The following is a 23,253-nucleotide window of genomic DNA, read 5'->3' as shown; positions in this document are numbered from 1 at the left end:
TTGACCGGCGATCCGGATTGCGCGCATGCGCGCCAGGCGCGGCTCACTGTGCGTCGAAGTCGAAGTAGAAGCGGCCGTTGTAGTTGGCGATGAAGCCGGTGAGCTGGTCGGCAATGGCATTGGTGAATGTGCCGCCGTTGACCCACTCCGGCGCGCCGTCCCAGTAGCCGTGCCAACTGTCCGGAATCTCGACGAGGTCTTCCGGGGGCAGTTCCCGTTCGTCCACCCAGACCGGTGTATTCGCGTCGATCCGGAATCCCCAGAACTGCTCCTGCTCGGGCAGCGTGGCGACGTGTGCACCCTCCAGCACCGCTTCCAGCTGCGCCTTGATCGCGTCCAGGTGCGGCTCGTGGAAGCCGAGGACGTTCAGTTCGTGGTGTGCGCTGTCATCGCTGAGCCAGTCCGCGAGCGCGGCACTGACCGCGTGTTGATTGCCGTCGAAATGTGTGTAGGCCGCGCGCGAAGTGGCCTCGCACCAGATCGCCACCGGCGAGCAGGGTCCGCCCAATGCGGAATAGAAGCCGACGTTCTGCGCGCCGTCGGCATCCACCAGGCCCCAGGCGTTCTGAGGAATGTAGTAATAGTTCATGTGCACGCTCCGCGTCGTTGGCGAAATGAACCGGCAGAGTGCGCGATCGTCTGCCGCGCATGCTCGGTCCGGACATGGACAACAACGTCGGCGCCGCGTGCTTGTGAACTGCGCGGGCGACGCTAGGGCGGGGCAGCCGGGTGTGAGCATCGTGCGCAGCCACGCGGCCCGCGCAGGCCCTGCCAATCGCCACACCCCGGAAACAAAAAAACCTCCACGAAGGAGGCCGACGACACGAAGTGATCCTGGCTGGCGAGCGGAGGCTGGCGGGCGGATCGGGGCGCAGCTGGCTGGCGAGAAGCGGGCGGGCTTGCTGCGGGGGCGATTCTAGCGATCGCCCGTGCGGCGTGATCGAACGCGAATCACTCTCATCTTCTGCCTGTTGCGCGGGTTCGGGTCCGCGTGATCGCGGCGAGGATCGGCCGGCAACTGCGCGGGCACCGTCGCGTGCCTTGGATCCACGTCCTGCCCGGTTGCGTCACCCTGCGGGCGGCGTCGCATCCGGTGGGGTCGGATCCTGCGCGTGCATCGGCATCGGCATCGGCATCGGCGCGTCAGCGCGCGGCGCTGCGCCCTTCGCCAGCCTGCTCGCCATCGGCCGCGTCCGTTGCATCTGCCGCATCGGGTTCCGGATACGGATAGGGCGGGGCCGCCGCATTCGGCAACTGTGCGCGCCAGTGCTGCAGCCATGTGCCGATGCGCGCACCCACGTACAGCTGCGGATACGACGGCGCTTCGCCTTCGGCCTGTTCGCGTGCGCTGATCTCGGTGCTGGCCAGGCGGTAGCTTTCGACCATGTCGGTGGTGCGTGCCAGTGCGTCGATCAGCCAGGCACGGCCGAAATAGGTGGCGCTGGCGGTGTTGCCGCAGCCGAACGAGGGCCGGTCGCGGCGTGCGGCGGTGATCACCAGGGTGTCGGCGGTCTTCAGCGCCGGCACGAAGCCGCCGGAGTAGCAGGCCGAGATCACGATGATGCGGTTGCGGATGCCGGCGTCGTCGAGCAGGCGGCGCAGTTCCTGCGGGGTGATGGTGTCGTACTCGGCATCCTCGCCGGGGCCGAACTGCAGGTACAGCTCGTGCTGGTCGGTGCCGTGGCTGGTCAGGAACAGCAGCAGCGCATCCTCGCGCGGATCCATCAGCTTGCCGACGCGGTCCAGCGTATCGGCCAGGTTGTCGTAGGACGCCTGCGGCGCGTAGGCGTGCGCGCCCAGGTTGTCGCCGTGGTTGATCAGGGTGGCGATGCGGCCAGCGGCGCCGAAGCGCTGCGTGAACATCTGCCGCAGGTACAGCACTTCGTTGCGGAACACGTCCTCGCTGGCGTCGCCGGCGAAGCCGACCACGTACAGGTCGGGAATGCCTGGGCGCTGCGCCTGCAGCGATCCCAGCGCCTGGCGCAGTTGCGCCTGGTCGACCGGATCCGGTGCCGCCTCGTCCTGTGCCGCCTCGTCCTGCGCGGTGTCGGCCGCGCCGGCGGGCATGGCGCCGGCATCGGAATGGCAGGCGGGCAGGGCCAGCGCCAGCAGCGCGGCCGGCAGCAAGCGGCGTCGCAGCAAGGCGAGCGGGCGCTGCCACGCCGCCAGGACGGCCACCAGGGCAGCGACAGGCCGGCGCATGCGTGTTCTCAGAAGCCCAGGTCGGCGAAGCTCTCCGCGCGGCGGTGGCCGTTGCAGGCCTCGCCCTGGCGCGGTTGCGGGTAATCGTCGCGGCGGTCGATCAGCACCGTGTCCAGGCCGGCGGCGCGGGCCGCATCCAGTTCGGCGACCACGTCGGACAGGAACACGATCTGCGCCGGCGCCACCCCGACCGCCTCGGCGATGCGCGCATAGCTGGGCTGCTCGCGCTTGCCGCCGATCTCGGTATCGAACCAGCCGGAGAACAGCGCGCGCAGGTCGCCGGCGTCGCTATGGCCGAAGAACAGTTTCTGCGCCGGCACCGAGCCGGACGAGTACACGTAAAGCGCGCGGCCGTCGGCATGCCAGCGGCGCAGCGCCGGCGCGGCATCGGGATAGATGTGCGCGGTGAAGTCGGCATCGCGGTAGCCGGCCTCCCAGATCATGCCCTGCAGCGCCTTGAGTGCGGTGTGCTTGCGGTCCTGGTCGATCCAGCCCTGCAGGGTCTCCACGATCACCGCATCGGTGCAGATGCCGCCGCATTCGCTGGCGACGGCATCCAGCCATTGCCGCACCTGCGGCTGCTGGCCGTGCTCGCGCACGAAGCCGGGCAGGGCGCGGCGCGCGTATGGGAACAGCACGTCCTTGACGAAGGAGATGCTGCTGGTGGTGCCTTCGATGTCGGTGAGCACGACGCGCGGATCGGTCATCGCTCAGTGCGCCTCGCCACGCAGCTTCGCCTCGTAGCGCGGGAAGCGCTGGGCGATGTCGGTGCCGGTGAAGTGGCCGACCCAGCCGTCCGGCTCGGTGAAGAAGCGGATCGCGACGAAGCGCGGCTCCGGGCCCATGTCGAACCAATGGTGGGTGCCGTCGGGCACGGCGATCAGGTCGTTCTGTACGCACTCGATCTCGTAGACCTTGCCGTCCACGTGCAGGGTGAACAGGCCGGAGCCGGCGACGAAGAAACGCACCTCGTCTTCCTTGTGGAAGTGCTCGTCGAGGAACTTCTTGCGCATCTCCTCGCGCTGCGGGTTGTCGGGGGCGATGCTGACCACGTCCACGGTCTTGAAGCCGTTGGCGGCGACCAGGCGGTCGATGTCGGCCTTGTAGGCGGCCATCACCGCCTCCGGCGACGCGCCGGCCTCGATCGGCTGGTTGGCCTGCCAGCGCTCGAAGGTGACGCCGATCTTGCGCAGTTCGGCGGCGATCGCGTCGCCATCGCGGCTGTCGAACAGCGGCGTGTCGGGAGTGGTGTCGGCGAAGATGCGGAGTCGGCTCATGGCGGCGGGCGAAAGCGGAAGGGGGGAACGAAAAGGGTAGCAGGTGCGCGGCCGGCGGCCGTTGCGGCGCTGGAACGCTGTCGCGCCGCGGCGGATCAGCCGGCGGCGCGCAGCTTGCGCAGCTCCAGCTCGCAGTGCAGCAGGAACTCGAAGGCCTCCAGGTGGCGGCGCGCCTCGGCCATGTCGCGGCCCCAGGCGTACAGGCCGTGGCCGTCGATCAGGTAGCCCCACAGCGGCGTGCGGTCGAGCAGGGCGTCGACCTGCGCCGCCAGCACGGTCATGTCCTGGGTATTGGCGAACACCGGCAGGTCCACCGCGGTCTCGTGGGTCTGGTTGCCGTGCAGCGCCTTCAGCAGCTCGTAGCCTTCCAGGCGGATATGGCCTTGCGGCGCATACAGGCGCGAGGCGATGGTCTGCACCGGCGAATGCGTGTGCAGGATGCAGCCGACCTCGGGGAAGCGCCGGTACAACTGGGTGTGCAGCAGGGTCTCGGCGGACGGGCGCAGCGGGCGGCCGACGGCCTGGCCGTCGAAGTCCACCACCATGATGTCGTCCTCCACCAGCCGGCCCTTGTCGCGGCCGGAGACGGTGATCGCCGCATGGCGATCGTCCAGACGGTGCGAGAAGTTGCTGCTGGTGGCAGGGGTCCAGCCGGCCTGCGAGAGCTCGCGGATGTTGTCGATCAGCAGGTGCGCCAGCGTGCGCAGGCGCTCGGAATCGTAGGGCAATGCGTTCATGCGCGTAGTGTAGGGCTTGGGGGTTGGATTGGGATGACAGGTGGCTGGATCCAACCGCATCTGCTCATGCCGTACCCTCACTCCAACCCGTCTCCAGACGGGTCACGAGCGGTCGGACCCTCACCCCAACCCCTCTCCCGGGGGGAGAGGGGCTTTGGCTTTTCCCTTCTCCCCTTGGGAGAAGGTGCCCCGCAGGGGCGGATGAGGGTCCGGGCGAAGCCTCGTGCGGCCGAAACACCGCGTGCACTGCGCTTCCGTACCCTCACCCCAACCCCTCTCCCGATGGGAGAGGGGCTTTGGCTTGTCCCTTCTCCCGTCGGGAGAAGGTGCCCCGCAGGGGCGGATGAGGGTCCGGGCGAAGCCGCGTGTTGCCAGATGGGGGCAGCGCTTCGCGGGCCGTACCCTCACCCCAAACCCCTCTCCCGGAGGGAGAGGGGCTCTATGGCTCAGCCTTCGCTGCCGCGCAGGCGGCTGTGGCGGTAGCCGTAGCCGAAGTAGATCGCCAGGCCGATCACCGTCCAGCCGGCCATCAGCATCCAGTTGTGCGCAGTCATCGCCGACAGCAGCGCCAGGCAGCTGAGCACGCCGGCGATGCAGATCGGCCAGGCGAACGGGATGCGGAACGGACGCGGCAGATCCGGCTGGGTGCGGCGCAGGATCAGCACGCCGGCGCAGACCGCGGCGAAGGCGATCAGGGTGCCCATCGAGGTCAGTTCGCCCAGCACGTCCAGCGGGAACAGCGCCGCCAGCAGCGCGATGCCGATGCCGGTGATCACCGTGTTGACGTGCGGGGTGCGGTAGGTCGGGTGGATCTTGGTGAACACCGGCGGCAGCAGGCCGTCGCGGGCGATGATCATGAAGATGCGCGGCTGGCCGATGATCATCACCAGCACCACCGACGACAGGCCGATCAGCGCCCCGACCTCCACCACCACGCGCAGCCAGCCCAGCTGCGGATGTGCGGCGACCGCGGTCACCACCGGCTCGTCGGTGCCCAGTTGCGTGAACGGCACCAGCCCGGTCATCACCGCGGCCATGGCGATGTACAGCACGGTGCAGATCACCAGCGACAGGATCATGCCGATCGGCAAATCGCGCTGCGGACGGTGCGATTCCTGCGCGGCCACCGACACCGCCTCGAAGCCGATGTAGGCGAAGAACACCATCGCCGCGCCACGCAGCACGCCGTCCATGCCGTACTTGCCCGGGCCTTCGTTGGCGGGGATGAACGGGTGCCAGTTGGCCGGGTCCACGTATTTCCAGCCGGCGGCGATCACCAGCACGATCAGGCCGCTCTTCAGCACCACCATCGCCATGTTCATCGCCGAGGACTTGCGGATGCCGACGTAGCACAGCCAGGTCAGCAGCAGCACGATGCCGGCCGCGGGCAGGTTGGCGATCGCGCCGGTGGGCTGCAGCTTGCCGTCCAGCGGTGCGTTGACCAGGGACGCCGGTAGATGGATGTTGAAATGGTCGAGCAGGCTGAGGAAATAGCCGGTCCAGCTCACCGCCACCGCCGAGGCCGACACGCCGTATTCCAGCACCAGCATCCAGCCGATGAACCAGGCCGCCAGTTCGCCGAAGGTGGCGTAGGTGTAGGTGTAGGCGCTGCCGGAGACCGGCACCATCGCCGCGAACTCGGCGTAGGCCAGCGCGCAGAACGCGCAGCACACCGCCGCCAGCACGAACGAGAGCATGATCGCAGGCCCGGCATGGTTGGCCGCGGCCTGCCCGGTGATGACGAAGATGCCGCCACCGATCACCGCGCCGATGCCCAGCGCGGTCAGGCCCCAGGGACCGAGCGCGCGTTGCAGGCCCAGCCCGCCGGCGTCCTCGTGGCTGGCATGGGGGTGTTTGGTGGCCAAGAGTTGTTTGAGCATGGAGCGGTTCCAGCCGGGCGCGGCGCGCGAGGAAGAGGGGACGAACGCGAAGACCGGCGCGGACGCCGGTCTTCGGGGGGTCGGATCAGGCCTTGGCGGCCAGGCGGCTGTTGCGGATGCCGTAGAAGAAGTAGATGCACAGCCCGATCAGGGTCCAGCCGACGAACACCTTCCAGTGCTCCTGGAACGCCTGGAAGAACAGGCCGACGCAGAACAGCGCGCCCAGCGGGCACACCGCCCAGAACAGCGGCACCCGGAACGGACGCGGCAGGTCGGGTCGGGTGAAGCGCAGCACCATCACGCCGACGCAGACCGTGGCGAAGGCCAGCAGGGTGCCCATCGACACCAGTTCGCCCAGCACGTCCAGCGGAATCAGCCCGGCCAGCAGCGCGGCCAGCACGCCGACCACCACCGTGCCGACGTAGGGCGTGTGGAAGCGGCGGTGGACCTTGCCGAACAGCTTCGGCAGCAGGCCGTCGCGGGCCATGGTGTAGAAGATGCGCGGTTGCGCCATCAGCATCACCAGCACCACCGAGGACAGGCCGGCGATGGCGCCGATCTCGACGAAGGTCTTCAGCCAGGCCAGTTGCGGGTAGTGCTCCAGCGCGGTGGCCACCGGCTTGGCGGTGCCCAGTTGGGTGTAGGGCAGCAGGCCGGTCAGCACCGCGCAGACGATGATGTAGATGATGGTGCAGATGGCCAGCGACACCAGGATGCCGATCGGCATGTTCTTCTGCGGATCCTTGGTCTCGCCGGCCGAGGTGGAGACCGCATCGAAGCCGATGTAGGAGAAGAACACGATGGAGGCCGCGCGGAAGATGCCGCTCCAGCCGAACTCGCCCGGGCCGGTGTTCTCGGGGATGAACGGATGCCAGTTGTCCGGGTTGATGTAGAAGATGCCCACGCCGACGAACAGGCAGATCACCAGCACCTTGATCGCCACCACGATGGCGTTGACGAAGGCCGACTGGGTGACGCCGATGTAGCACAGCGTGCTGACCGCGGCCACGATCAGCACCGCCGGCAGGTTGACGAGGTTGCCCGAGGCCACGAACGCGTGGCCGGTCCAGGTCAGCGGCGCGCTGGCCAGTTCCGCCGGGAAGGGCAGGCCGAGGGTGCCGGTGACGAAGCTGATCAGGTAGGCCGACCAGCCGACCGCGACGCTGGAGCCGGCGAACAGGTATTCCAGCACCAGGCACCAGCCGATGAACCAGGCCACGCCTTCGCCGAGCGTGGCGTAGGAATACGAGTAGGCGCTGCCGGAGACCGGCAGCATCGCCGCGAACTCGGCGTAGCACAGGCCGGCGAAGGCGCAGGCCAGGCCGGCGAACACGAACGAGAGCATCACCGCCGGGCCGGCATGATTGGCCGCGGCCTGGCCGGTGAGCACGAAGATGCCGGCGCCGATCACCGCGCCGATGCCGAGCAGGATCAGGTGTCTGGCGGTGAGGGTACGTTTGAGGGTGGCTTCGCCCTCCAGACTGCCTTCGAACGGTTCGCCGGCATCGACGTGACCGGCCGGTTCGATCGGCTTGACCCTCAGCAGAGACTTGAGCATTCGGTGCATCCCCAGGTGGCGGTACGGGGCGAGCGGCCCCGGCAATGGCGAAGCGCCGGGCCCGAAGCGGGCGACGCAAGCGTCGTACCATGCCAAAGCCGGCCGGCCGCCACAAGCCGCGCTGCACCGTCGGCGGCGATAATGGCGGCCCCCGAACGCGAGAACGCCGATGCCGGAGTCGCCCCTACGCCAGCAGTTGCAGGTCCATGCCCGGCAGTGTCCGCAGCAGGCCGAGGTCGCTGCGCAGTTCCTGGCCTTGCTGGACGATGCCGCCGATCCATTCGTGCGCGCGCGCCTGGACGGCCATTTCACCGGCTCGGCCTGGCTGGTCAGCGCCGACGGCACGCGCACCCTGCTGACCCATCACCGCAAGCTGCAGCGCTGGCTGCAACTGGGCGGACACGCCGACGGCGACCGCGATCTGGCGCGGGTGGCGTTGAAGGAGGCCGAGGAGGAGTCGGGGCTGGCTGGCCTGGTACTGGACGATGGCGCGATCTTCGACCTGGACCGGCACTGGATTCCTGCGCGGGGCGAGGTGCCGGGGCACTGGCACTACGATGCGCGGTATGTGGTCCGCGCCGGCGCGGACGAAGTCTTCGCGGTCAGTGAAGAATCGCTGGCGTTGGCCTGGCGCCCGATCGCTGAATTGCTGGATGAAGCGGATCTGGATCCGTCGCTGCGGCGCATGGCGCGCAAGTGGCTAGAGCGGCAAGCCCCTCTCCCCCCGGGAGAGGGGTTGGGGTGAGGGTACGGGCGCGAAGCGCTGCATCCATCTGGCAACACGAGGCTGCGCCCGTACCCTCATCCGCCCCTTCGGGGCACCTTCTCCCGAGGGGAGAAGGAATAGCCGGCTCTGGTCGGATGGCTGAGCCCCTCTCCCATCGGGAGAGGGGTTGGGGTGAGGGTCGGGCGCGCAGCGCACGCGGTGTTTTGGCTCTACGAGGCTGCGCCCGCACCCTCATCCGCCCCTGTGGGGCACTTTCCCCCGCAAAAGGGGGCCATGGTCCCGAGGGGAGAAGGAACAGCCGGCTCCGGTCGGATGGCTGAGCCCCTCTCCCACCGGGAGAGGGGTTGGGGTGAGGGTCGGGCGCGCAGCGCACCCACGAATCCCCAATCCCCAATCCCCAATCCCAGCTAGTAAAGAATGCGCGTCCGCAACGTCCCCGCCACCTGCGCCAGTTCCTCCTTCAGCACCGCCGCCTGCTCCTCGCTGGCGCCGACGTCGATCACCACGTAGCCGACCTTGGGATCGGTGCGCAGGAACTGGCCGTCGATGTTGACGTTGTGGCGCGAGAACAGTTCGTTGATCTGCGACAGCACGCCCGGCACGTTGCGGTGGATGTGCAGCAGGCGCAGGCTCTCGGCGTGCTCGGGCAGGGTGACCTCGGGGAAGTTCACCGCCGACAGGGTGCTGCCGTTGTCGCTGTAGCGCACCAGCTTGGCCGCCACTTCCACGCCGATGTTGTCCTGCGCCTCCAGCGTGCTGCCGCCCACGTGCGGGGTCAGGATCACGTTGTCGTGCCCGACCAGCGGCGATTCGAACAGGTCGCCGTTGCCCTTGGGCTCGATCGGGAACACGTCCACCGCGGCGCCGCCGATGTGGCCGCTGCGCAGCGCCGCGTCCAGTGCGTCGATGTCGATGACGGTGCCGCGCGAGGCGTTGATCAGGTGCGCGCCCGGCTTCATCTGCGCCAGCTGCGCCGCGCCGATCATGTCGCGGGTGGCCGCGGTTTCCGGCACGTGCAGGGTGACCACATCCGAGCGCGCCAGCAGGTCGTCCAGGTCGGTGGCGGTGCGGGCGTTGCCCAGCGACAGCTTGGTCTCGATGTCGTGGAAGATCACCTGCATGCCCAGCGCCTCGGCCAGCACGCCGACCTGGGTGCCGATATGCCCGTAGCCGACGATGCCCAGCACCTTGCCGCGGGTCTCGTGGCTGCCGGCGGCCGACTTCGACCAGCCGCCGCGGTGGCATTCGGCGTTCTTCTGCGGAATGCCGCGCAACAGCAGGATGGCCTCGGCGATCACCAGTTCGGCGACGCTGCGGGTGTTGGAGTAGGGCGCATTGAACACCGGGATGCCGGCCAGTTCGGCGGCATCCAGGTCGACCTGGTTGGTGCCGATGCAGAAGCAGCCGACCGCGATCAGCCGCTTGGCGTGGGCCAGCACCTCGGCGCTGAGCTGGGTGCGCGAGCGGATGCCGACGATGTGCGCCTCTGCGATGCGCTGCTTGAGCTCCTCTTCCGGCAGCGACTTGGCGTGCAGCTCGATCTGCGAGTAGCCGGCCGCGCGGAACACGTCGACGGCGGTCTGGCTGATGCCTTCGAGCAGCAGCACGCGGATATCCTGCTTCGGAAACGAGGTCTTCTTGGGCGACATTGCGATGAGGGAGCGATGGCCAGCGGGCCGGTCACTATGCCAGATGGCTCCACGCTTTGGTGCGCCGCAATAGGATGCCGGGAGACCGTGGATGCAACGCCGGTGGACGGTTTCAGGTGCATCGATTGGCGGTGGCCGGCGGAGGATTCGGGAGTGGGGATTGGCGATTCGCAAAAGCAGCGACGCGCTGGCAGCGAACTGGACGCCGTTGCGCAACGCTGGCACGCTTGAATGCTTGCCTCCGCCGATGCCTCTCCGCTCATGACCGACCCGCGCCTGGATGCCCTGGCCCTCGCCGTTCCCGGCCTGCGCCTGAAGACCGATCCCGCCGACCTTGAGCACTACGGCCGCGACTGGACCCGGCGCTGGACCCCGGCGCCGCTGGCGATCGCGCTGCCGGCGACGGTGGAGGAAGTCCAGGCGGTGCTGCGCTGGGCCAACGAACACGCGGTGGCGGTGGTGCCCTCCGGCGGTCGCACCGGCCTGTCCGGCGGCGCGGTGGCCGCGCGCGGCGAGCTGGTGCTGAGCCTGGAGCGGATGAACAAGGCGCTGGCCTTCGATCCGGTCGACCGCACCCTCACCGTGCAGGCCGGCATGCCGCTGGAAGCGGTGCACAACGCCGCGCGCGAGCACGGCCTGCTGTACCCGGTGGACTTCGCCGCGCGCGGGTCCTGCTCGATCGGCGGCAACATCGCCACCAACGCCGGCGGCATCCGCGTGATCCGCTACGGCAACACCCGCGAGTGGATCGCCGGGTTGAAGGTGGTCACCGGCAGCGGCGAGCTGCTCGAGCTCAACCGCGGCCTGATCAAGAATTCCAGCGGCTACGATTTCCGCCAGTTGCTGATCGGCTCCGAAGGCACCCTCGGCATCGTCGTCGAGGCCACCCTGCGGCTCACCGATCCGCCGCCGCCGAGCAACGTGATGCTGCTGGCGCTGCCCTCGTTCGAGGTGCTGATGCAGGTGTTCGCCGCGTTCCGCAGCCGGCTGCAGTTGGAGGCGTTCGAGTTCTTCACCGACCGCGCGTTGCAGCACGTGCTCGCGCATGGCGCGCAGGCGCCGTTCGACACCGTCTATCCTTATTACGTGGTCACCGAGTACGCCAGCGGCAACGAGGCGCAGGAGGCCGCGGCGCTGGCCGCGTTCGAGGCCTGCATGGAGCAGGGCTGGGTGCTGGACGGGCTGATCAGCCAGAGCGAGGCGCAGGCGGCGCAGTTGTGGCGCCTGCGCGAAGGCATCACCGAGGCGGTGGCGCGCTACACCCCGTACAAGAACGACGTCTCGGTGCGGATCTCGGCGATGCCGGCGTTCCTGGCACGGACCCAGGCGCTGCTCGGCGAGGCCTACCCGCAGTTCGAGGTGGTGTGGTTCGGCCACATCGGCGACGGCAACCTGCACATCAACGTGCTCAAGCCCGACGCCACCGCGCCGGCCGAGTTCATCGCCGCCTGCGAGCAGGTGACCAAGCTGCTGGCGCAGGTACTGGCCGAGCACGGCGGCAGCATCTCCGCCGAGCACGGCATCGGCCTGGTCAAGAAACCCTACCTGGACAGCACCCGCAGCGCCGAGGAGATCGCGCTGATGCGTGCGGTCAAGCGCGTGTTCGATCCGTCCGGCCTGCTCAATCCCGGCAAGCTGTTCGATCCCTGAGCCCAGCCGCGCCGCTGCCGCGCGACCCGTTCAGGCGCTGCGCGCGGCGGACCGCTAGGCTATGCGGCGCGGCGCAGGCCGTCCCCCTTTTCACGATCCTGTTTGGAACGAATGCGATGACCCGAGTGACCGCGCGCTGCGCCCTGCTGTTCGCCCTGATCCTGCCCGCGTTCGCGCAGGCGTCCAGCTTCGCCGGCAGCTCCGCCGGTTCGGCCTCGGCCGGTTCGGCCGGCAGTTCGGCGTCTTCGGACAGCAGTTCCAACAACGACAAGGTGGTGCTGCAGGCGCGCGACGACGCGGCCGGCTTCGTCGCCAGCGCCGGGCGCATCCGCGGCGTGCAACTGGAAGCGGCGCTGCGCGTGCTGCGCGAGCGCAACCCGCAGGCACAGCAGGCCAGCGACCTGGAACTGGCGCAGGCGATCCTGGCGCTGTGACCGCGTGCCGGCCACGGCGCCTCGGCGCGCGGTGGCTGGCGATGCTGGCGCTGGCCGCTGCGATGCCCGCAGCGGCTGCGCCGCTGTCTGCCGACGAAAGCGGGCTGAGCCCAGCCGAGCGCAACGCCAGCCAGGCCGTGCTGGCCGCGGCGCAGGCGCGGCTGCCGCCGGCCTGGGCCTCCGCGCTGCCGACAGGGCTGCCGCTGCAATGGCGCGACGACCTCCCCGCACAGGTGCACGGGCGCGCGCAGGCCAAACGCCTGCTGTTGAACAAGCGCCTGCTGCGCGACTGGATGGCGGCAGAGGATCCCGGCACCGACCCGGCCGTCGATCCGGCGCGGCGGCCGGCCCTGGCCGCGGTGCTGCACGAACTGGCGCATTTCTACGATCGTTCCGCCGCAGGGCGGCTGTCGTCCGATCCGCGCCTGCTGGATCTGGCCGGCTGGCAGGTCAGCCCGATGCGCCTGGGCCTGCGCCGCGGCCACAACCGCTTCACCGAGCGCAGTCCGGACCGCTACGAATTGCAGTCGCCGGCCGAGTTCGTGGCGGTGAATCTCGAACACGTCCTGCTCGATCCGGACTACGCCTGCCGCCGGCCGGCGCTGGCCGCGTATTTCGCCGAGCGCCTGGCGTGGACGCCGCCGGCCCGCGACTGCGCGCCGGGCCTGGCGTTCGTGCAGGATCCGCTGGCCGAGCAGGCGGCGCTGCTGCAGATCGACCCGGCGCGGGTCTACGCGGTGGACTACCTGCTGGCCGAAGGCAACGCGCAGCCGATGAGCCACTGGGGCCACAGCATGCTGCGCCTGGTCATCTGCGCGCCGGGGCGGCCGCTGGGGCCGGCATGCCGGCTGGACCTGGCCGAGCATCGGGTGCTGTCGTTCCGCGCCTTCGTCGACGACGTGCAGATCTCCAGCCTGCGCGGGCTGACCGGTTCCTATCCGTCGCGGCTGTTCGTGCTGCCGCTGCGCCAGGTGGTGGACGACTACACCCAGGTGCAACTGCGCGGCCTGCAGTCGCTGCCGCTGCGGCTCTCGCGCGAGGAGATCGCCGCGCTGCTGGAGCGCGCCGCGCAACTGCACTGGAGCTACGACGGCCGCTACTACTTCCTCAGCAACAACTGCGCGGTGGAGACCTACGCCTTGCTGCACGACGGCGTACCGCGGCTGGCGACCGCGCACCTGTCCGGCATCAGCCCGACCGGATTGCGCCGGCGCCTGCTACGGGCCGGCATCGCCGATGCATCGGTGCTCGACGATGCCGACGCGGCGGTGCGGGAGGGCTATTACTTCCCGGCGGCAAGCGCGCACTTCGCGGAGATGTTCGCGGTGGCGCGGAGCTCGTTGGCGCTACCGGCGCGCAATGCCGATGCCTGGCTGGACCTGCCGGCGGCGCAGCGCGCGCCGTGGCTGCAGCGCGGCGATCTGCGCACCAGTGCGGCCTTGCTGGTGCTGGAGAACGCCGCGCGCCGCCGCGCCGAACAGCGCGGTCGCGATGCATTGAAGCGGCGCTATCTGGGCAAGCCGCTGCCGTTCGCGGTGGCCGCTGCGGGCGAGGGCGAGGCGGGTGCCGACACCCGCGACGCCGCCAGCGCGGTACGTGCCGTCCTGGCCGAGCAGGGGCTGCTGAGTCAGCCGGCGAGCCTGCTGCAGGGGCAGCCGGGCTATGGCCTGCCGCAGGCGCAGGAACGCGCCTGGCTGCAGGTTCAGGGACAAGCGCGAATCGCGGCGCTGCGCGAGGACGGCGCCGCGCTGCAGGCGCGCCTGCGCGGATTGCTGCCGGCGCCGCTGCAGGCGGACCTGGCGCAGATCGATGCCAACCTGGCGACGCTGGGCGAACGCCTGCGCACGCTCAATCGCGAAGGTGGCGGGCTGCAGTTGGATTCGCCGTCGCTGTTGCGGCAGCGTGGTGGGCAGCCGTAGTGCGGCATGCGGGCTTGCGACGCGAGGCGATCGAATGGGAGGTATCACGCGTGCGGTTGACGGCGGCGCGGTTGCGGCTGAAGCCGCTCCTACGACGCGGCCGGCGGTGGGTTTGTTGCATCGGCTGGTTGCAGCGCAGCTTTTTCGTTATGAACGGAGGCCGATAGTTCCAGTCGTCGGGACTGAAGTCCCTCCCACAAAAAAGCGGCGTCCCCTCCGCTCGGTTTGTAGGAGCGGCTTCAGCCGCGACGAGCGAAGCGGGGGAGCTGGCCGATGGCGACTACCTTCAGGCCGACGCCGATGCCCGCAAGGGCACCATCTTGCCGGCCGGCAAGCCTCCATCACGGCAGCTCGAGACCGACATCCTCGCCGTAGCGGCGCAGCCAGGCGTCGCGCGGCGGATCCTGGCGGTACTGCGCGCGCAGCGTCGCCCACGTCTGTTCGTTGCCGTCGCAGTACTTGGCCATCGCCCGTTCCAGTTCGCGCCGCCGCGCCGCGTCGTAGGGCTCTTCGCCGGCGAAATGAGTGCAGGTGTCCTGGCGCGCGACGAAGGCGCGGATCGGCGCGGGCATCGCGCAGAACCCTTCGTAATGCTCGGGATCGACCGCGTCCGGAATCGTGCACGCGGGCTTGGCCGCGGCTGCGGTGGCCGGCGGCACCGGCGTGGCGAGCGCCAGCGCCGGCACGGCCAGCAGCAGGCCGAGGGACGCGCGCCGTGGCGCGTGCCCGGCGCGGCCGGCGCGGGAGGCGTGATTGGCATGGCGCCCGCGCATGGGCTCAGTCGGCGCGGCCGGCGAATTCGCCGGTGGTGGTGTTGACCAGCACGCGCTCGCCGTTGCCGATGTACTCCGGCACCATGATCTCGATGCCGGTGTTGAGCTTGGCCGGCTTCGGCCGCTTGGTGGCGGTGCCGCCCTTGAGTTCCGGCGGGGTCTCGATCACTTCCAGGGTCACGCTCTGCGGCAACTGGATCGCCACCGGCTGGTCGTCGATGACCTGCACGTAGATGCCGCTGAGGCCGTCGGTGATGTAGCCGGCGTCGGTGCCGATCGCATCGGCATCCAGGGTGTAGGGCGTGTAGTCCTCGTCGTCGAGGAACACAAAGGCCTCGCCGTCCTTGTAGGAGAAGGTGGCCTGGCGGCGCATCAGCTCGACCTCGCGCAGGTCGTCGTCGCCGTCGAAGCTGGCATCGAGCTTGTTGCCGCCCGGCACGCTGTACATCACGAAGCGGAAGCGCACGTTGCCGCCGCGGCCCTGCGGCGAGCTGCGCTCGATGTCGCGGATCTGGTACACGCCGTTGTTGTACTCGACGACGTTGCCTTTCTTGATTTCGTTGGCTTTCATTTGGGGCTGGGAATCGGGAGTTGGGAATCGGGAATGGGAAAAGCAAAGGCAGAGAACTGGCAATCGGAGGGAAGCGCTTTTGCGACTCCCCATTCCCGATTCTCCATTCCCGGCTACTTCGGCGCCAACCGCACCGCGCCATCGAGGCGAATGGTCTCGCCGTTGAGGTAGCGGTTGCGCAGCAGGAACATCACCGTGTCGGCGAATTCGTCCGGGCGGCCGAGACGCGAAGGATACGGGATCGCCGCGGCCAGCGACTGCTGCACGGCCTCGGGCATGCCGTCGACCATCGGCGTCCAGAAGATGCCCGGGGCGATGGTGTTGACGCGGATGCCGAAGCGCGCCAGTTCGCGCGCCATCGGCAGGGTCATCGCCACCACGCCGCCCTTGGACGCGGCGTAGGCGGCCTGGCCGATCTGGCCTTCGTAGGCGGCGACGCTGGCGGTGTTGACGATGACGCCGCGCTCGCCGTCCTCGCCCGGGGCGTTGTGCTGCATCAGGTCGGCGGCGGCCTTGGCGACGTTGAAGCTGCCGACCAGGTTGACCATCACCGTGCCCTGGAAGGTGGCCAGCGGCATCGGCGCTTCCTTGCCGAGCACGCGGCCGGCGCCGAGGATGCCGGCGCAGTTGACCGCGGCATTGAGTCCGCCGAGGAAATCGCGTGCCGACGCCAGCTGCGCCGCCACCTGGGCCTCGTCGCTGACGTCGGTGCGCAGGTAGCAGGCCTGCTCCGCGCCCAGCGCGGCGACCGCGGCCGCGCCCTTGTCGTCGTTCAGATCGAACAATGCGACCTTGCCGCCTTCGGCGACGATGCGTTGCGCCACCGCCAGGCCGAGGCCGGACACGCCGCCGGTGACCACCGCTTTCAGATCGGCGAGCTGCATGGATGTTCCCTCCCAGGAAAACGCCCAGTTTAGAGGCTGCCGCCCATTGCGGCGAGACGCGACGACCACCCGCGGTGCGCAAGCCTGTCGCCGGATGCGGCGCCGTCGCGGCTCAGGCCTCGGCCGCCAGCGCCTGGCCGACCTTGCTGCCGGTGGGTCGGCCGAGTTTCTGTGCCAGCCAGCGGCCGGTCGCGGCCAGTGCCGGCAGGTCGATGCCGGTGTCCACACCATTGCCGTGCAGCAGGTAGACCACGTCCTCGCTGGCCACATTGCCGCTGGCGCCCTTGGCGTAGGGACAGCCGCCGGCGCCGGACACGGCGGCATCGACCACGCGCACGCCTTCTTCCAGGCAGGCGGCGATGTTGGCCAGGGCCTGGCCGTAGGTGTCGTGGAAATGCACCGCCAGCGCCGCCATCGGCACCGCCGCGGCGACCGCGCGCAGCATCGCCCGCGCCTTGCCCGGCGTGCCCACGCCGATGGTGTCGCCCAGCGAGATCTCGTAGCAGCCCAGCGCATGCAGCCGCTGCGCCACCCGCACCACGTCGGCCAGCGGCACCTCGCCCTGGTAGGGGCAGCCGAGCACGGTGGAGACGTAGCCGCGCACCTTGACCCCGTCCGCCGCCGCGCGCTCCAGCACCGGCGCGAAGCGCGCCAGCGATTCGTCGATGCCGGCATTGGTATTGGTGCGATTGAAGGTCTCCGAGGCGGCGGTGAACACCGCCACCTCGCGCACCCCGACCGCGGCGGCGCGCTCGTAGCCCTGCAGGTTCGGCACCAGCACCGGATAGTCCACCCCCGGCACCTGCGCGATGCCGGCGTAGACCTCGGCCGCATCGGCCAGCTGCGGCACCCATTTCGGGCTGACGAAGCTGGTCGCCTCGATGCTGCGCAGGCCGGTGCGGCCCAGCCGCGCGATCAGTTCGATCTTGTCGGCGGTGGCGACCCAGGCCTTCTCGTTCTGCAGGCCGTCGCGCGGGCCGACTTCGACGATGCGGACGCTGTCGCTCATCGCGCACGCTCCCGCACCGGGAGGGAGCGCGCGCGCCGCGGCGTCTGCCGGGTACTGCGCATGAGACGGGAAACGGCGAGGCGCATGGGAATTCCTGATGGATGGAGACGATGACACTGCGGTGGCACGGCCGGCGCCTTGCGCGGGTACGACGCGGCGGCGCGGATCAGGCCGCTGCCGGGCGGTGGCAGACCGCTTCGATGTTGTGGCCATCCGGATCCAGCAGGAACGCGCCGTAGTAGTCGGGGTGGTAGTGCGGGCGCAGGCCCGGTGCGCCGTGGTCGCGTCCGCCGGTGGCCAGGCCGGCGCGATGGAAGGCGTCCACCTGCGCGCGGCTGGCGGCGACGAAGGCCACGTGCACGCCGTTGTCGCCGGCGTCGCGGCCGCCGTCGGCGATCCAGAAGCTGGGCTTGCCGTCGCGGCCGAAGCCGACGTGGCGCTGGCCGCCGCTCTGTTCGGCGCTCACCTGCATCGCCACGTCCAGGTCCAGCGCGGCCAGGGCGGCGCGGTAGAAGGCCAGGCTGCGGTCGAGGTCGCTGCAGCGCAGGCCGAGATGGTCGAGCGGGTTCATGGGCAGGCCCTCCAGGCCGGTTCGCGTTTGTCCAGGAACGCATTCAGTCCTTCCTGGCCCTCGGCCGAGACCCGCAACTGCGCGATCAGCGCCGCATTGGCCTGGTCCAGCGCATCGCGCTCGCCGCCGGCCGCGACCCGCCGCACCAGCACCTTGGCGCCGGCGGCGGCCAGCGGCCCGGCCTGGCCGAGCAGGGCGACCTGGCGTTGCACCGCCGCGTCCAGCGCCTCCGGCGCCACCGCCTGGTGGACCAGGCCGATCTGCGCGGCGGTGGCGGCGTCGAAGGTTTCCGCGCTGGCGAACCAGCGCCGCGCCTGGCGCGCGCCGATCGCCGCGATCACGTACGGCGAGATCACCGCCGGTAGCAGGCCCAGGCGGCTTTCGCTGAGCGCGAAGCGGGCATCGGTGGCGGCCACGGCGATGTCGCAGCAGGCCACCAGGCCCACCGCGCCGCCGAACGCGGCACCTTGCACCCGTGCCACCGTGGGCTTGGGCAGTTCGTCGAGCAGGCGCATCAGCCGCGCCAGGGCCAGCGCATCGTCGAGGTTCGCCTGCTCGCTGGCGCCGGCCATCGAGCGCATCCACTGCAGGTCGGCGCCGGCGGAGAACGCCGCGCCGGCGCCGGCCAGGACCACGACCTGCACCTGCGGATCGGCGCCGATCTGCAGCAGGGCGTCGCTGAGCTGGGCGATCAGCGCGGCGTCGAAGGCGTTGCGGACCTCGGGTCGGTTCAACTGCAGGGTCAGGACCTTGCCGGATCGTTGCAACAACAGGGCATCGCTCATCGAACACGCTCGTACAAAGGGAAAACGGCAGCCATACGGCGATCATAGCCGGCCGCGCCGGCGCCGCCATGACGCGCCGCGGCGATGCTACAATTGATAACCATTCTTATCGACGGAACGTGCTGTGACGTTGTCCGACATGCCGTTGCGCAGCAGCGCCCTCGTGGAATCCGTGCACGACCGCCAGCCCAATGACGCCATTGCGCGGCGTCTGCGCGAGCTGGGCTTCGTCGCCGGCGAGCAGGTGCAGGTGCTGACCAGCGGGCCGATCGGCGGCGAACCCCTGCTGGTGCAGGTGGGCTACACGCGCTTCGCGCTGCGCCGCAGCGAGGCGGCGCGGGTGCAGGTCAGCGCGCTGGACGAGGTGCGCCCGTGAGCGCGGTGGCCGCGCCGCTGCGCCTGGCCCTGGTCGGCAATCCGAACTGCGGCAAGACCGCGCTGTTCAACCAGCTGACCGGCAGCAAGCAGAAGGTCGCCAACTACGCCGGCGTTACCGTCGAGCGCAAGGAAGGCCGCTTCCGCGCGCCGTCCGGGCGCGAGTTCGCGGTGCTGGACCTGCCGGGCGCCTACAGCCTGCAGCCGGCCAGCCTGGACGAGGCGATCACCCGCGACCTGTGCCGCGGCTTCTACCCGGGCGAGCCGGCGCCGGACGTGCTGGTCTGCGTGGTCGACGCCACCAACCTGCGCCTGCACCTGCGCTTCGCGCTGGAGCTGCGCGAACTGGGCAAGCCGATGCTGGTGGCCCTGAACATGGTCGACGCGGCGCAGCGCCGCGGCATCCAGATCGACCGCCAGGCGCTGGAGCAGGCGCTGGGCGTGCCGGTGATCGAGACCGTGGCGGTGCGCCGCAACGGCGCGCGCGCCCTGGTCGAACGGCTCGATGTACTGGCGCCTGCGCTGCCGCCGGCGGTGGCGCCGGCCGAGGGGCAGGGCGACTATCACCAACAGGTGCGCGCGATCCTGGCCTCGGCGGTGTCGATGCCGACGCGCACCTCGCGAGTGGACGACGCGCTGGACCGCTGGCTGCTGCATCCGGTGGCCGGGCTGCTGACCCTGGCGGTGGTGATGTTCCTGATCTTCCAGGCGGTGTATGCCTGGGCGGCACCACTGATGGACCTGATCGACGGCGGCACCAAGGCGCTGGGCGCCTGGATCGGCGGGACGCTGCCGGAGGGGCCGCTGAACAGTCTGCTGGTGGACGGCATCATCGCCGGTCTCGGCGGGGTGGTGGTGTTCCTGCCGCAGATCCTGATCCTGTTCGCTTTCATCCTGGCGCTGGAGGAATCCGGCTATCTGCCGCGCGCGGCGTTCCTGCTCGACCGCATGATGGCCGCGGCCGGCCTGTCCGGGCGCTCGTTCATCCCGCTGCTGTCCAGCTTCGCCTGCGCGGTGCCCGGGATCATGTCCACGCGCAGCATCCAGGACCCGCGCGACCGCTTGGCCACTATTTTGGTGGCGCCGCTGATGACCTGTTCGGCGCGCCTGCCGGTGTACGCCTTGCTGATCGGCGCGTTCATCCCGCAACGGCAGGTGTGGGGCGTGTTCAACCAGCAGGGGCTGGTGCTGTTCGGCCTGTACTTCGCCGCCATCGCCAGCGCGCTGCTGGTGTCGTGGACGATGAAGAAGTGGCGCCGCGACAAGGGCGAGCACCCGCTGCTGCTGGAGCTGCCGTCCTACCGCGTGCCGCACCTGCGCGATCTGGCGCTGGGCCTGTGGGAGCGCGCGGCGATCTTCCTCAAGCGTGTCGGCGGCATCATCCTGGCGCTGACCATCCTGCTGTGGTTCCTGCTGTCGTTCCCGGCAGCGCCGGCCGACGCCACCCTGCCGGCGATCGACTACAGCTTCGCCGGCCGCATCGGCCATGCCATGACCACGGTATTTTCGCCGCTCGGCTTCAACTGGCAGATCTGCATCGCGCTGATTCCCGGCCTGGCCGCGCGTGAGGTGGCGGTGTCGTCGCTGGCGACGGTGTACGCGCTGTCGGCGGCCGACGACGATGCCGCCGCGCAGGCGCTGTCGCCGCTGATCCACGATGGCTGGTCGCTGGCCACCGCGCTGTCGCTGCTGGTCTGGTACATCTACGCGCCGATGTGCATTTCCACCCTGGCCACAATCAAGCGCGAGACCAACTCGTGGAAGCAGATGAGTTTCGCCGCGTTCTACCTGTTCGCGCTGGCATATCTGGCCTCGCTGGTCACCTACCAGGTCGCGGTGGCGCTGGGAGCCGGCTGAAATGAGCGCCTCGCTGCTGCTGCAGTACCTGGTGATCGCGCTGGCGGTGCTGGTCAGCGCCTGGGTGGTGTTGAAGAAGCAGTTCCCGGGCACCACGCGCAAGCTGCGCGGCGCACTCGCACTACGCCTGCTCAAGCCCGGTCGGGCGGCCTGGCTGCAGGCGCTGGGGCGGCGCATCGCACCGCCGGCCAGCGCCGGTGCAGGCGCCTGTGGCGGCTGCGACAGCTGCGGGCCGACGCCGCCGCGGCGGCACTGAGCCGCGCCACGCGTTGCCGGCCGCCGCACGCTTGTGCGCCGCACATGCGCGCGGCCAGGGCGGCGACTATCCTATGCCGATGACCAGCCCATTCCAGTTCTCCCGCCGTGCGCAGGCGCTGACCAGTTCGGCGATCCGCGAAATCCTCAAGGTCACCGAACGCCCTGAAGTGATCTCCTTCGCCGGCGGCCTGCCGTCGCCGGATACCTTCCCGGTCGCGCGCATGCGCGAGGCCTGCGACAAGGTGCTGCGCGATGCGCCGCAGGCGGCGCTGCAGTACGGCCCGACCGAAGGCTATCTGCCGCTGCGCGAATGGGTGGCGGCACGGCTGAGCCGCGACGGCGCCAGCATCCGGCCCGGCCAGGTGCTGATCACCACCGGGTCGCAGCAGGGCCTGGACCTGCTCGGCAAGGTGTTCATCGACGAAGGCAGCAAGGTGCTGGTGGAGACGCCCAGCTATCTCGGCGCGCTGCAGGCGTTCTCGCTGTTCCAGCCGGCGTTCGCGGCGATGCAGTCGGACGACGACGGCGTGGTGGTGGACGCGCTGGACGATGCGCAACTGGCCGGCGCGCGCTTCATGTACGTGCTGCCGAACTTCCAGAATCCGACCGGGCGGCGCCTGCCGCTGCACCGCCGCCAGGCATTGGTCGCGCGTGCGGCTGCAGCCGGCGTGCCGATCGTCGAGGACGATCCCTATGGCGAGCTGTGCTACAGCGGCGATACGCTGCCGAGCCTGCTGTCGATGAACCCGGACGGCGCCATCTACATGGGCTCGTTCTCGAAGGTGTTCGCGCCGGGCCTGCGCTTGGGCTATGTGGTCGCGCCGGAGGCCGTGCATGCCAAGCTGGTGCAGGCCAAGCAGGCGGCCGATCTGCACACGCCCTCGTTCAGTCAGCGCATCGTGTACGAAGCGGTGCAGGACGGCTTCCTGGATGCGCATATCCCCGGCATCCGCACGCTGTACGCCAGCCGCTGTGAGCAGATGCTCGCGGCGCTGACCAAGTATTTCCCTGCGCAGGTGCGCTGGAATCGCCCAGCCGGCGGCATGTTCATCTGGGTCGAACTGCCGGAGGGCATGGACGGCGGCGCGCTGCTGAGCAAGGCGATCGAGCGCAACGTGGCCTTCGTGCCCGGCGCGCCGTTCTTCGCGGTCGCGCCGCAGCGCAATACCTTGCGGCTGTCGTTCGTGACCGTGCCGGCCGAGCGCATCGAAACCGGCGTGCGCATCCTCGGCGCGCTGTTGCAGGACGAGGTCGCCGCGCACCGGCGCGCGACGGCCTGAGCCCGGCCTCGCGTCTGTCGATGACGTCGTCCGATTCCGCGGTCGCCTCCTGGACCATCGATGCGGTCCTGGTCGGCCGCGCGCAGGCGTTCATCCGCCCGGGCAGCCGCAGCGCGATCGACAAGCGGCCCCAGGACGGGCGCCTGCGCATCGGCCCGGAAGGGCTGGAGCTGGACGAGCAGGGCGACCGCCGCGTGCACGGCGGCCCCGACAAGGCCTTGCACCATTATCCGCGCGACCATTACCCGGCCTGGCGCGAGGAGCTCGGCGCGCATGCCTTGCTGGACGCGCCGGGCGCGTTCGGCGAGAACCTCAGCAGTTGCGGGGTGACCGAAGCCGACCTGTGCCTGGGCGACCGTCTGCGCTTGGGGACCGCGTTGGTCGAGGTCTCGCAGTCGCGGCAGCCGTGCTGGAAGCTGTCCGACCGCTTCGGCGTGCCGGCGTTGGCGCGGCGCGTGCAGGACAGCGGCCGCACCGGCTGGTACTACCGCGTGCTGCAACCCGGGGAGGTCGCCGCCGGCGATCGCCTGGAATTGCTGGAGCGTCCGTATCCGCAGTGGCCGCTGGCGCGGCTGGTCGGCCTGCTGTACCGGCGCGAGATCGACCTGGCGCAATTGCAGGACGTGCTGGCGCTGCCGCTGGTGCCGAACTGGCGCACGCTGTTCGAGCGACGCCTGGCGCAGCGTGCGGTGGAAAACTGGGACAAGCGCTTGTTGGGGCAGGCACCGGAGTAGGGCAGCAAGGCGCCGTTCCTGTGTCTGTCGTCGCGCCGCGTCGGGGCTGAAGCCCCTCCCACAGTGGGATGCCCCATCGGCTGCGATTGCTTTCAGCTCGTCGTAGGAGTCAACTGTCATGCA

General features: G+C 69.9%; 23 protein-coding genes. 9 read left to right on the top strand and 14 right to left on the bottom strand.

The window, feature by feature from the left end:
- Nucleotides 1–43 precede the first annotated feature (43 nt).
- The 7 genes from J7357_RS11555 to J7357_RS11525 all read right to left on the bottom strand — a co-directional run bounded on the left by J7357_RS11555 (nt 44) and on the right by J7357_RS11525 (nt 7,654).
- On the bottom strand, nt 44–589 hold the full coding sequence (locus tag J7357_RS11555) for a hypothetical protein (RefSeq protein WP_209246592.1): 546 nt from the start codon (nt 587–589) through the stop codon (nt 44–46).
- A 554-nt stretch (nt 590–1,143) separates the two neighbouring features.
- On the bottom strand, nt 1,144–2,202 hold the full coding sequence (locus tag J7357_RS11550; protein ID WP_209246590.1) for a C13 family peptidase: 1,059 nt from the start codon (nt 2,200–2,202) through the stop codon (nt 1,144–1,146).
- Between the two features lie 8 nt (nt 2,203–2,210).
- Complete coding sequence (gene mtnC, locus J7357_RS11545) at nt 2,211–2,909, bottom strand: acireductone synthase (RefSeq protein WP_209246588.1); 699 nt, start codon at nt 2,907–2,909, stop codon at nt 2,211–2,213.
- A 3-nt stretch (nt 2,910–2,912) separates the two neighbouring features.
- Nucleotides 2,913–3,479, bottom strand: a complete 567-nt coding sequence (locus J7357_RS11540; protein WP_010340791.1) for an acireductone dioxygenase — start codon at nt 3,477–3,479, stop codon at nt 2,913–2,915.
- A 95-nt stretch (nt 3,480–3,574) separates the two neighbouring features.
- Nucleotides 3,575–4,216, bottom strand: coding sequence for a methylthioribulose 1-phosphate dehydratase (locus J7357_RS11535; protein WP_017912143.1), 642 nt, complete (start codon nt 4,214–4,216; stop codon nt 3,575–3,577).
- A 446-nt stretch (nt 4,217–4,662) separates the two neighbouring features.
- Nucleotides 4,663–6,096 carry an amino acid permease gene (locus tag J7357_RS11530; RefSeq protein WP_209246586.1) on the bottom strand — a complete coding sequence of 478 codons (1,434 nt, stop codon included), beginning with the start codon at nt 6,094–6,096 and terminating at the stop codon, nt 4,663–4,665.
- Nucleotides 6,097–6,181: 85 nt separating this feature from the next.
- On the bottom strand, nt 6,182–7,654 hold the full coding sequence (locus tag J7357_RS11525; RefSeq protein WP_209246584.1) for an amino acid permease: 1,473 nt from the start codon (nt 7,652–7,654) through the stop codon (nt 6,182–6,184).
- Nucleotides 7,655–7,823: 169 nt separating this feature from the next.
- On the opposite strand from J7357_RS11525, the gene J7357_RS11520 reads away from it, so the two are divergent.
- The gene (locus J7357_RS11520; protein WP_209246582.1) at nt 7,824–8,399 is read left to right on the top strand and encodes an NUDIX hydrolase; all 576 of its coding nucleotides are present in this window, start codon (nt 7,824–7,826) and stop codon (nt 8,397–8,399) included.
- A gap of 389 nt (nt 8,400–8,788) precedes the next feature.
- Here the strand turns inward: J7357_RS11520 and serA are convergent, their stop codons facing one another.
- Nucleotides 8,789–10,030 carry a phosphoglycerate dehydrogenase gene (gene serA, locus J7357_RS11515; RefSeq protein ID WP_010341823.1) on the bottom strand — a complete coding sequence of 414 codons (1,242 nt, stop codon included), beginning with the start codon at nt 10,028–10,030 and terminating at the stop codon, nt 8,789–8,791.
- Nucleotides 10,031–10,291: 261 nt separating this feature from the next.
- Here serA and J7357_RS11510 point away from each other — a divergent pair, with 261 nt between their 5' ends.
- The 3 genes from J7357_RS11510 (at nt 10,292) to J7357_RS11500 (ending at nt 14,033) form a co-directional block, all read left to right on the top strand.
- Nucleotides 10,292–11,680, top strand: a complete 1,389-nt coding sequence (locus tag J7357_RS11510; RefSeq protein ID WP_209246580.1) for an FAD-binding oxidoreductase — start codon at nt 10,292–10,294, stop codon at nt 11,678–11,680.
- Between the two features lie 116 nt (nt 11,681–11,796).
- Nucleotides 11,797–12,114, top strand: coding sequence for a DUF2388 domain-containing protein (locus J7357_RS11505; protein WP_010341821.1), 318 nt, complete (start codon nt 11,797–11,799; stop codon nt 12,112–12,114).
- A 41-nt stretch (nt 12,115–12,155) separates the two neighbouring features.
- Nucleotides 12,156–14,033, top strand: a complete 1,878-nt coding sequence (locus J7357_RS11500; protein WP_244667453.1) for a DUF4105 domain-containing protein — start codon at nt 12,156–12,158, stop codon at nt 14,031–14,033.
- A gap of 341 nt (nt 14,034–14,374) precedes the next feature.
- Here the strand turns inward: J7357_RS11500 and J7357_RS11495 are convergent, their stop codons facing one another.
- From J7357_RS11495 to J7357_RS11470, 6 genes are all read right to left on the bottom strand, one after another.
- Complete coding sequence (locus J7357_RS11495; RefSeq protein ID WP_209246578.1) at nt 14,375–14,806, bottom strand: hypothetical protein; 432 nt, start codon at nt 14,804–14,806, stop codon at nt 14,375–14,377.
- 4 nt (nt 14,807–14,810) lie between these two features.
- Nucleotides 14,811–15,377, bottom strand: coding sequence for an elongation factor P-like protein YeiP (gene yeiP / locus J7357_RS11490; protein WP_010343353.1), 567 nt, complete (start codon nt 15,375–15,377; stop codon nt 14,811–14,813).
- A gap of 113 nt (nt 15,378–15,490) precedes the next feature.
- Entirely contained in the window at nt 15,491–16,261 is a 771-nt protein-coding gene (locus J7357_RS11485; RefSeq protein WP_209246576.1) for an SDR family oxidoreductase, read from the bottom strand.
- A 112-nt stretch (nt 16,262–16,373) separates the two neighbouring features.
- Nucleotides 16,374–17,270, bottom strand: a complete 897-nt coding sequence (locus tag J7357_RS11480; RefSeq protein ID WP_209246574.1) for a hydroxymethylglutaryl-CoA lyase — start codon at nt 17,268–17,270, stop codon at nt 16,374–16,376.
- A 166-nt stretch (nt 17,271–17,436) separates the two neighbouring features.
- Entirely contained in the window at nt 17,437–17,841 is a 405-nt protein-coding gene (locus J7357_RS11475; RefSeq protein ID WP_209246572.1) for a VOC family protein, read from the bottom strand.
- The gene (locus J7357_RS11470; RefSeq protein WP_209246570.1) at nt 17,838–18,626 is read right to left on the bottom strand and encodes an enoyl-CoA hydratase-related protein; all 789 of its coding nucleotides are present in this window, start codon (nt 18,624–18,626) and stop codon (nt 17,838–17,840) included. The genes J7357_RS11475 and J7357_RS11470 overlap by 4 nt, the downstream gene beginning before the upstream one ends.
- A 124-nt stretch (nt 18,627–18,750) precedes the next feature.
- On the opposite strand from J7357_RS11470, the gene J7357_RS11465 reads away from it, so the two are divergent.
- From J7357_RS11465 to J7357_RS11445, 5 genes are all read left to right on the top strand, one after another.
- Nucleotides 18,751–19,002, top strand: coding sequence for a FeoA family protein (locus J7357_RS11465; RefSeq protein WP_010343348.1), 252 nt, complete (start codon nt 18,751–18,753; stop codon nt 19,000–19,002).
- Nucleotides 18,999–20,858, top strand: a complete 1,860-nt coding sequence (feoB, locus tag J7357_RS11460) for a ferrous iron transport protein B (protein ID WP_209246568.1) — start codon at nt 18,999–19,001, stop codon at nt 20,856–20,858. Before J7357_RS11465 ends, feoB begins: the two co-directional genes overlap by 4 nt.
- A 1-nt stretch (nt 20,859) precedes the next feature.
- A complete protein-coding gene (locus J7357_RS11455; RefSeq protein ID WP_209246566.1) occupies nt 20,860–21,114 on the top strand; it encodes a DUF6587 family protein in 255 nt (84 codons plus the stop codon).
- A 73-nt stretch (nt 21,115–21,187) separates the two neighbouring features.
- Nucleotides 21,188–22,396 (top strand): PLP-dependent aminotransferase family protein, encoded by a 1,209-nt coding sequence (locus J7357_RS11450; protein WP_209246564.1) that lies wholly within the window; start codon nt 21,188–21,190, stop codon nt 22,394–22,396.
- A 20-nt stretch (nt 22,397–22,416) separates the two neighbouring features.
- A complete protein-coding gene (locus tag J7357_RS11445; RefSeq protein WP_209246562.1) occupies nt 22,417–23,130 on the top strand; it encodes an MOSC domain-containing protein in 714 nt (237 codons plus the stop codon).
- Nucleotides 23,131–23,253 lie beyond the last annotated feature (123 nt).

Source organism: Xanthomonas sp. D-109, assembly GCF_017746095.1.
GTDB classification, from domain to species: Bacteria; Pseudomonadota; Gammaproteobacteria; order Xanthomonadales; family Xanthomonadaceae; genus Xanthomonas_A; species Xanthomonas_A sacchari.
The sequence above is the reverse complement of the archived record's forward strand: the minus strand, read 5'-3'. Positions and strand labels throughout refer to the sequence as shown.

Coding starts and splice junctions, on each gene's coding strand:
- J7357_RS11555 (WP_209246592.1), bottom strand. CDS start 589: ATGAACTATTACTACATTCCTCAGAACGCCTGGGGCCTGGTGGATGCC.
- J7357_RS11550 (WP_209246590.1), bottom strand. CDS start 2,202: ATGCGCCGGCCTGTCGCTGCCCTGGTGGCCGTCCTGGCGGCGTGGCAG.
- mtnC (WP_209246588.1), bottom strand. CDS start 2,909: ATGACCGATCCGCGCGTCGTGCTCACCGACATCGAAGGCACCACCAGC.
- J7357_RS11540 (WP_010340791.1), bottom strand. CDS start 3,479: ATGAGCCGACTCCGCATCTTCGCCGACACCACTCCCGACACGCCGCTG.
- J7357_RS11535 (WP_017912143.1), bottom strand. CDS start 4,216: ATGAACGCATTGCCCTACGATTCCGAGCGCCTGCGCACGCTGGCGCAC.
- J7357_RS11530 (WP_209246586.1), bottom strand. CDS start 6,096: ATGCTCAAACAACTCTTGGCCACCAAACACCCCCATGCCAGCCACGAG.
- J7357_RS11525 (WP_209246584.1), bottom strand. CDS start 7,654: ATGCTCAAGTCTCTGCTGAGGGTCAAGCCGATCGAACCGGCCGGTCAC.
- J7357_RS11520 (WP_209246582.1), top strand. CDS start 7,824: ATGCCGGAGTCGCCCCTACGCCAGCAGTTGCAGGTCCATGCCCGGCAG.
- serA (WP_010341823.1), bottom strand. CDS start 10,030: ATGTCGCCCAAGAAGACCTCGTTTCCGAAGCAGGATATCCGCGTGCTG.
- J7357_RS11510 (WP_209246580.1), top strand. CDS start 10,292: ATGACCGACCCGCGCCTGGATGCCCTGGCCCTCGCCGTTCCCGGCCTG.
- J7357_RS11505 (WP_010341821.1), top strand. CDS start 11,797: ATGACCCGAGTGACCGCGCGCTGCGCCCTGCTGTTCGCCCTGATCCTG.
- J7357_RS11500 (WP_244667453.1), top strand. CDS start 12,156: ATGCTGGCGCTGGCCGCTGCGATGCCCGCAGCGGCTGCGCCGCTGTCT.
- J7357_RS11495 (WP_209246578.1), bottom strand. CDS start 14,806: ATGCGCGGGCGCCATGCCAATCACGCCTCCCGCGCCGGCCGCGCCGGG.
- yeiP (WP_010343353.1), bottom strand. CDS start 15,377: ATGAAAGCCAACGAAATCAAGAAAGGCAACGTCGTCGAGTACAACAAC.
- J7357_RS11485 (WP_209246576.1), bottom strand. CDS start 16,261: ATGCAGCTCGCCGATCTGAAAGCGGTGGTCACCGGCGGCGTGTCCGGC.
- J7357_RS11480 (WP_209246574.1), bottom strand. CDS start 17,270: ATGAGCGACAGCGTCCGCATCGTCGAAGTCGGCCCGCGCGACGGCCTG.
- J7357_RS11475 (WP_209246572.1), bottom strand. CDS start 17,841: ATGAACCCGCTCGACCATCTCGGCCTGCGCTGCAGCGACCTCGACCGC.
- J7357_RS11470 (WP_209246570.1), bottom strand. CDS start 18,626: ATGAGCGATGCCCTGTTGTTGCAACGATCCGGCAAGGTCCTGACCCTG.
- J7357_RS11455 (WP_209246566.1), top strand. CDS start 20,860: ATGAGCGCCTCGCTGCTGCTGCAGTACCTGGTGATCGCGCTGGCGGTG.
- J7357_RS11450 (WP_209246564.1), top strand. CDS start 21,188: ATGCCGATGACCAGCCCATTCCAGTTCTCCCGCCGTGCGCAGGCGCTG.
- J7357_RS11445 (WP_209246562.1), top strand. CDS start 22,417: ATGACGTCGTCCGATTCCGCGGTCGCCTCCTGGACCATCGATGCGGTC.